At 71.2% G+C, this 6,929-nt stretch carries 5 protein-coding genes; 1 reads left to right on the top strand and 4 read right to left on the bottom strand.

The window, feature by feature from the left end:
• Window positions 1–37: 37 nt before the first annotated feature.
• Window positions 38–907 (bottom strand): acyl-CoA thioesterase, encoded by an 870-nt coding sequence (locus ACYVE9_RS11615; protein WP_461027709.1) that lies wholly within the window; start codon window positions 905–907, stop codon window positions 38–40.
• A gap of 16 nt (window positions 908–923) precedes the next feature.
• The gene (locus ACYVE9_RS11610; protein ID WP_461027708.1) at window positions 924–3,437 is read right to left on the bottom strand and encodes a DEAD/DEAH box helicase; all 2,514 of its coding nucleotides are present in this window, start codon (window positions 3,435–3,437) and stop codon (window positions 924–926) included.
• Between the two features lie 130 nt (window positions 3,438–3,567).
• On the opposite strand from ACYVE9_RS11610, the gene ACYVE9_RS11605 reads away from it, so the two are divergent.
• Window positions 3,568–4,362 (top strand): metal-dependent hydrolase, encoded by a 795-nt coding sequence (locus ACYVE9_RS11605; RefSeq protein ID WP_461027707.1) that lies wholly within the window; start codon window positions 3,568–3,570, stop codon window positions 4,360–4,362.
• A 140-nt stretch (window positions 4,363–4,502) separates the two neighbouring features.
• Here the strand turns inward: ACYVE9_RS11605 and ACYVE9_RS11600 are convergent, their stop codons facing one another.
• Both ACYVE9_RS11600 and ACYVE9_RS11595 read right to left on the bottom strand, forming a co-directional pair.
• Window positions 4,503–6,284, bottom strand: coding sequence for an ABC transporter ATP-binding protein (locus tag ACYVE9_RS11600; protein WP_461027706.1), 1,782 nt, complete (start codon window positions 6,282–6,284; stop codon window positions 4,503–4,505).
• Window positions 6,281–6,929: ATP-binding cassette domain-containing protein (locus ACYVE9_RS11595; RefSeq protein ID WP_461027705.1), on the bottom strand; the 649-nt coding region annotated here is incomplete at its 5' end. The genes ACYVE9_RS11595 and ACYVE9_RS11600, both read right to left, overlap by 4 nt.

Below are 6,929 nucleotides of genomic sequence, written 5' to 3'. Positions count from 1 at the left end.
CCCGGGCGGGCCCGGGCCGCCGCCGCGGGCCGTCGACTCAGGACCGGTGCGGGCGGAACAGGCCCTCCTGCACCACCGACACCAGCAGTTGCCCGGCCCGGTCGTAGATGCGGCCGCGCGCCAGGCCGCGCCCACCGGTCGCGATGGGTGACTCCTGGTCGTAGAGGAACCACTCGTCGGTGCGGAACGGCCGGTGGAACCACATGGCGTGGTCCAGGGATGCCATGTCGAACCCGCGCGGGCCCCACAGCGGCTCGATCGGCACCCGCACGGCGTCCAGCAGCATCATGTCGCTGGCGTACGCGAGCGCACAGGTGTGCACGAGCGGATCGTCGCCCAGCGGCCCGACCGCCCGCATCCACACCGCGCTGCGCGGCTCGGCGTCCTTGACCTCCTCCGCTGTCCAGCGCAGCCGTTCGACGTAGCGGATGTCGAAGGGCTGCCGCCGGGCCATTCGCTCCAGGCTCTCCGGCAGCGAGCCGAGGTGGTCGCGGATCTCCTCGGCCAGACTCGGCAGGCCTTCCGGATCCGGCATCTCACGCATCGGCAACTGGTGCTCGAACCCCGGTTCGGGCGCATGGAAGGAGGCGGTCAGGTTGAAGATGGTCCTGCCCTGCTGGATGGCCACCACACGACGTGTGGTGAAGGAGCGGCCGTCGCGGACGCGTTCCACCTGGTACACGATCGGCACCCCGGGCACGCCCGGCCGCAGGAAGTACGCGTGCAGCGAGTGCACGGGACGCTCACCGTCGGTGGTGCGGCCGGCGGCCACCAGGGCCTGGCCGGCGACCTGGCCGCCGAAGACCCGCTGCAAGTGCTCCTGCGGGCTGTCCCCGCGGAAGATGTTGACTTCGATCTGCTCCAGGTCGAGCAGGTCGATGAGCCGCTCGGCGGGACTGTCGGACATCAGTGGTACTCCTTCTTCACTGCGGGCCGACGCCGGTGACCTGCACCACCGCCCGGCCCTCCTCGTCGGACGCGGTGAGGTCGACCTCCGCGGAGATACCCCAGTCATGATCACCACGCGGGTCGGCGAACGCCTGCCGGACGCGCCACAGCCGGTCCTCGGGGACTTCCTCGATCTGCAGCAGCTTCGGCCCGCGAGCGTCCGGACCGGTGCCCAGCTCGTCGTACTCGTCCCAGTACGCGTCCAGCGCCGCACCCCAGGCGTCCGCGTCCCAGCCCGCATCCCCGTCCAACTCGCCCAGGTCCCGCACCTTGTCCAGCGCGGCCAGTTCCACCCGGCGGAACATCGCGTTGCGCACCAGAACCCGGAACGCCCGGGCGTTCGCCGTGACGGGCCGCACGTGGTCCGCCCGCTCCTGCGCCTCCTCGGCGGTCTCCTCCGCCGGGTTCGCCAACTGCTCCCACTCGTCGAGCAGGCTGGAGTCCACCTGGCGGACCATCTCGCCGAGCCACTCGACGATGTCCTGGAAGTCCTCGGACTTGAGGTCGTCGGGCACGGTGTTCTCCAGCGCCTTGTAGGCGCTCGCCAGGTAACGCAGCACGATGCCCTCGGTACGGGCCAGTTCGTAGTGCGAGACCATCTCGCCGAACGTCATCGCCCGCTCGTACATGTCGCGGATGACCGACTTCGGGGACAGCGGATGGTCACCGACCCACGGGTGGGAGGTGCGGTAGACGCCGAAGGCGTGGAACAGCAACTCCTCCAGCGGCTTGGGGTAGCTGATCTCCATCAGCCGTTCCATGCGCTCCTCGTACTCCACCCCGTCGGCCTTCATCTCGGCGACGGCCTCCCCCCTGGCCTTGTTCTGCTGCGCGGCGAGGATCTGACGCGGGTCGTCGAGAGTGGACTCCACCACCGACACCATGTCCAGCGCGTAGGAGGGGGACTCCTTGTCCAGCAGGTCGAAGGCCGCCAACGCGAACGTCGAGAGCGGCTGGTTGAGCGCGAAGTTCTCCTGCAGGTCGACGGTCAGCCGGATCGAGCGGCCCTGCGCGTCCGGCTCCGGCAGCTGCTCGACCACACCACCGTCCAGCAGCGACCGGTAGATCGCGATGGCGCGTCGGATGTGCCGCAGCTGCGCCCGGCGGTCCTCGTGGTTGTCCTCCAGCAGGTGACGCATCGCCGTGAAGGCGTCCCCCGGCCGGGCGATGACCGACAGCAGCATCGTGTGGGTGACCCGGAACCGGGAGGTGAGCTGCTCGGGCTCGGCGGCGATCAGCTTCTGGAAGGTGTTCTCCCCCCAGCTGACGAACCCCTCCGGAGCCTTCTTGCGCACCACCTTGCGGCGCTTCTTGGGGTCGTCGCCGGCCTTGGCGAGCGCCTTCTCGTTCTCCACCACGTGCTCGGGCGCCTGCGCCACGACCAGCCCGGCGGTGTCGTACCCGGCGCGGCCGGCCCGGCCGGCGATCTGGTGGAACTCCCGGGCCCGCAGCGTCCGCACCCGCGTCCCGTCGTACTTGGTGAGCGCCGTGAACAACACGGTCCGGATGGGCACGTTGACCCCCACCCCGAGCGTGTCCGTGCCGCAGATGACCTTCAACAACCCTGCCTGCGCGAGACGTTCCACCAGCCGCCGGTACTTCGGCAGCATGCCCGCGTGATGCACCCCGATGCCGTGCCGGACGAACCGGGAGAGGTTGCGCCCGAAGGCGGTGGTGAACCGGAAGTTGCCGATCAGCGAGGCGATCTCGTTCTTCTCGTCCCGCGTGCACATGTTGATGCTCATCAGCGCCTGTGCCCGCTCCACCGCCTGGGCCTGCGTGAAGTGCACGATGTAGACCGGGGCCTGGCGGGTCTCCAGCAGCTCCGTCAGGGTCTCGGTGAGCGTGGTCGTCCGGTACTCGTAGCTCAGCGGGACGGGACGGGTCGCCGACCGCACCACACTCGTCGGCCGGCCCGTGCGACGGGTGAGGTCCTCCTCGAACCGCGACATGTCGCCGAGCGTGGCCGACATCAGAACGAACTGCGCCTGCGGAAGCTCCAGCAGGGGGATCTGCCAGGCCCACCCGCGGTCCGGCTCGGCGTAGAAGTGGAACTCGTCCATGACGACCTGGCCGATGTCGGCGTTGCGGCCGTCGCGCAGCGCGATGGACGCCAGCACCTCGGCCGTGCAGCAGATCACCGGCGCGTCGGCGTTCACGGACGCGTCCCCGGTGAGCATGCCGACGTTCTCGGTACCGAACAGCTTGCAGAGGTCGAAGAACTTCTCCGACACCAGCGCCTTGATCGGCGCGGTGTAGAAGGTGACCTTGTCGTTCGCGAGGGCGGCGAAGTGCGCACCGGCCGCCACCAGGGACTTTCCCGATCCGGTGGGCGTCGACAGGATGACGTTCGCCCCCGAGACCACCTCGATCAGAGCCTCCTCCTGCGCGGGATACAGGGTGATACCCCGCTCCTCCGCCCAGGAGGTGAAAGCGTCAAAGAGAGCGTCGGGGTCGGGGGCTGTCGGCATCTGATCGATAAGCGTCACGCCCCCATACTGCCCTCCCGCACGTCCATCCCGGGAACCGGCGGCAACGACAAGATCATGTGGGGCTACGCTGTCTCGCCTGGCGGGCGACCGCGGGAACCGAACTGCACAGCGACGGGGTGGGACACACATGATGGGACCGGCACACTCACTGTCGGGGGCCGCAGCCTGGCTGGGAGTGGGAGCGGGCGCCGCCGCCCTCGGGCATCCGATGCCCTGGCTGGTCCTTGTGGTGGGCGCGCTGATCTGCTCGGGCGCGGCGCTGGCGCCGGACCTCGACCACAAGTCGGCCACGATCTCCCGTGCCTTCGGACCCTTCTCCAAGGCACTGGCCGGCATCATCGACAAACTGTCCACCCTCGTCTTCAACGCCACCCGCGGCCAGGGCGAACGCAAGCGCTCCGGCGGACACCGCACCCTCACCCACACCTGGCCCTGGGCCCTGCTGGTCGGTGCCGGCTTCTCCGCCGCGGCGGTCACCGGGGGGCGCTGGGCGGTGCTGGCCATCCTCTTCGTGCACATGGTGCTCGCCGTGGAGGGGCTGCTGTGGCGCATGGCCCGAGTGTCCAGCGACGTGCTCGTGTGGATGCTGGGCGCGACCAGCGCCTGGATCCTGGCCGGATTGCTCGACCAGCCGGGCAACGGTTCCGACTGGTTCGTCACCGGCACCGCGCAGGACTACCTGTGGCTGGGGCTGCCGATCGTGCTGGGCGCACTCGTGCACGACATCGGTGACGCGCTCACCATCTCCGGCTGCCCGGTGCTGTGGCCGATCCCGATAGCCAGCAAACGCTGGTACCCGCTGGGCACCCCCCGGTTCATGCGGTTCCGGGCCGGTGCCTGGGTGGAGGTGAAGGTGCTGATGCCGCTCTTCGCCGTGGCCGGCGCGGCCAGCACCCTGTTCGCGCTGGGCGTCTTCGGCTGAGACGCCGCCGCTCCTGGGATGAAGACGTCCGGCCACCGGCTGGGGCACCGCCCGTCCGGCGGACGGCCGTGCTCCCCGCCGCCACGCGGCGGAGGGGAGCACGGCCACGCGGCGGAGGGGAGCACGAGGCGGCCTCCCGGTCAGCCGTGCCAGGACCGCCACAGAGCCGCGTAGGCGCCGTCCGCCGCGACCAGCTCGTCGTGGCTGCCGAGCTCGCTGATCCGTCCGTCCTCCACCACCGCGATCACATCCGCGTCATGCGCGGTGTGCAGCCGGTGGGCGATCGCCACCACGGTCCGCCCGTCGAGAACCTGGGCGAGGGAACGCTCCAGGTGCCGCGCAGCCCGCGGGTCGAGCAGGGACGTCGCCTCGTCGAGCACCAGGGTGTGCGGATCGGCCAGCACCAGGCGCGCCAGCGCGATCTGCTGGGCCTGGGCGGGGCTGACGACCAGCCCGCCCGAGCCGACCTCACTGTCCAGCCCGCCTTCGAGCGCGCGGGCCCAGCCGTCGGCGTCGACAGCGGCCAGCGCCGCCCACAGCTCCGCGTCGTCGGCGTCGGCGCGGGCGAGCAGCAGGTTGTCGCGCACCGCGCCGACGAACACGTGGTGCTCCTGGTTGACCAGCGCCACGTGCTGCCGCACCCGCTCGGTGGGCATCCGGCCCAGTTCCGCACCGCCGACCATCACCGCGCCGCGGCGCGGTGAGTAGATCCCGGCCAGCAACCGTCCGAGCGTGGACTTGCCCGCCCCGGACGGCCCCACCAGCGCCACCCGGGAGCCGGGCGGCACGGAGAGCGTCACGCCGTGCAGCACGTCCGTGCCCTCCTGGTATCCGAACCGCACCTCCCCGGCGTCGAGTTGGCGACCGTCGGGGGTGAGACCGGCATCACCGGTGTCCGGCTCGATCTCCCGGACGCCCACCAACCGTGCCAACGCCACCTGTGCCACCTGGAGTTCGTCGTACCAGCGCAGGATCAGGCCGAGCGGTTCCACCAGCATCTGCGCGAGCAGTGCTCCGGTGGTCAGCTGTCCCACACTGATCCAGCCCTGGAGTACGAACACTCCGCCGAAGACCAGCACCGCTCCCAGGATCAGCACATGGGTGGCGTTGATCACCGGGAAGATGATGCTGCGCAGCCAGAGCGTGTAGCGCTCCCAGGCGACCCACTCGGTGATGCGCTGTTCGGACAGCGCCACCCGCCGTCGGCTCAGCCGGTGCGCCTCCACGGTGCGGCCCGCATCGACGGTCTCGGCGAGCGCCGCCGCGACGGCCGCGTAACCGGCGGCCTCCGAGCGGTACCCGTCCGGCGCCCGGCGGTAGTACCAGCGGCAGCCGACGATGAGCAGCGGAGCCGCGATCAGCACGGCCAGGGCCAGCGGGGGAGCGGTGACGGTGAGCGCGCCGAGCAGCAGCCCGGCCCACACCACACCGATGGACAGCTGCGGTACGGCCTCGCGCATCGCGTTGGCGAGCCGGTCGATGTCGGTGGTGATGCGGGCGAGGAGGTCACCGGTGCCGGCGCGCTCGAGCACGCCGGGCGGCAGGCCGACCGAGCGCACCAGGAAGTCCTCGCGCAGGTCGGCGAGCATGCGTTCGCCGAGCATCGCGCCGCGCAACCGGACCAGCCGCACGAAGAAGGTCTGGATGACCAGCGCGACGGCGAACAGGGCGACGGTGCGCTCCAGCGGCAGGTCGCGGGCGCCGTCCGCAAGGTCCTGCACGACGCCACCGAGCAGGTAGGGGCCGACCATGGACGCCACCACCGCGACCGTGTTGACCACCACCAGCACGGTGAAGGGCCTGCGGTGCCGGCGGATCAGCTCCCGGACGTAGGCACGCACCGTCGCGGGTGAGCCCACCGGGAGAGTGGCGGACGACTCCGGTGCGGCCGGGTCGTACGCGGGGGGTGCGACGCCGATCATGCGGACCCCATCCCTTCTGCCAGTTCTTCGTCGGTTTCACGGGTGACGATCCACCGGTACGCCGGCTCGTCGCGCAGCAGCTCCCGGTGGTCACCGGCCGCGGTGACGGTGCCGTCGTTGATAAGCACCACCCGGTCCGCCCGGTCCAGCAGCAGCGGCGACGAGGAGAAGACCACGGTGGTGCGGCCCCGGCGGAGGCGGGTGACGCCGTCCGCGACCCGGGCCTCGGTGTGCGAGTCGACCGCGGACGTCGGCTCGTCGAGTACCAGCACCTCCGGGTCGGTGATCAGTGAGCGGGCCAGCGCCAGCCGTTGCCGCTGCCCGCCGGAGAGCGATCGGCCCCGTTCGGTGATGCGGACCTGCATGGGGTCGCCCTCGGCGTTCCCGCTCGCGCGGGCGAGCGCCTCCAGTACGTCTCCGCACTGGGCGGCGGCGAGCGCCTGGGGCGCGGTGACCGCGCCGGAGGACGGCACGTCGAGCAGTTCGTGCAGGGTGCCCGACAGCAGCACCGGGTCCTTGTCCTGGACGAGGACGGCGGTCCTGGCCGTGTGCAGCGCCAGGTCGTCGAGTGCGGTGCCGCCGAGCAGCACCGACGGGCCGTCGCGGCCGTCTGCCGGGTGGCCGCCGAGCCGGTCGGCCAGCCGG

The sequence above is a fragment of the Streptomyces sparsus genome (genome assembly GCF_054776295.1).
This window is presented reverse-complemented; position numbering and strand designations above follow the sequence as displayed.

Bases quoted from the DNA above. Each gene is read 5' to 3' on its own strand.
- ACYVE9_RS11615 (WP_461027709.1), bottom strand. From the start codon at position 907: ATGTCCGACAGTCCCGCCGAGCGGCTCATCGACCTGCTCGACCTGGAG.
- ACYVE9_RS11605 (WP_461027707.1), top strand. From the start codon at position 3,568: ATGATGGGACCGGCACACTCACTGTCGGGGGCCGCAGCCTGGCTGGGA.
- ACYVE9_RS11600 (WP_461027706.1), bottom strand. From the start codon at position 6,284: ATGATCGGCGTCGCACCCCCCGCGTACGACCCGGCCGCACCGGAGTCG.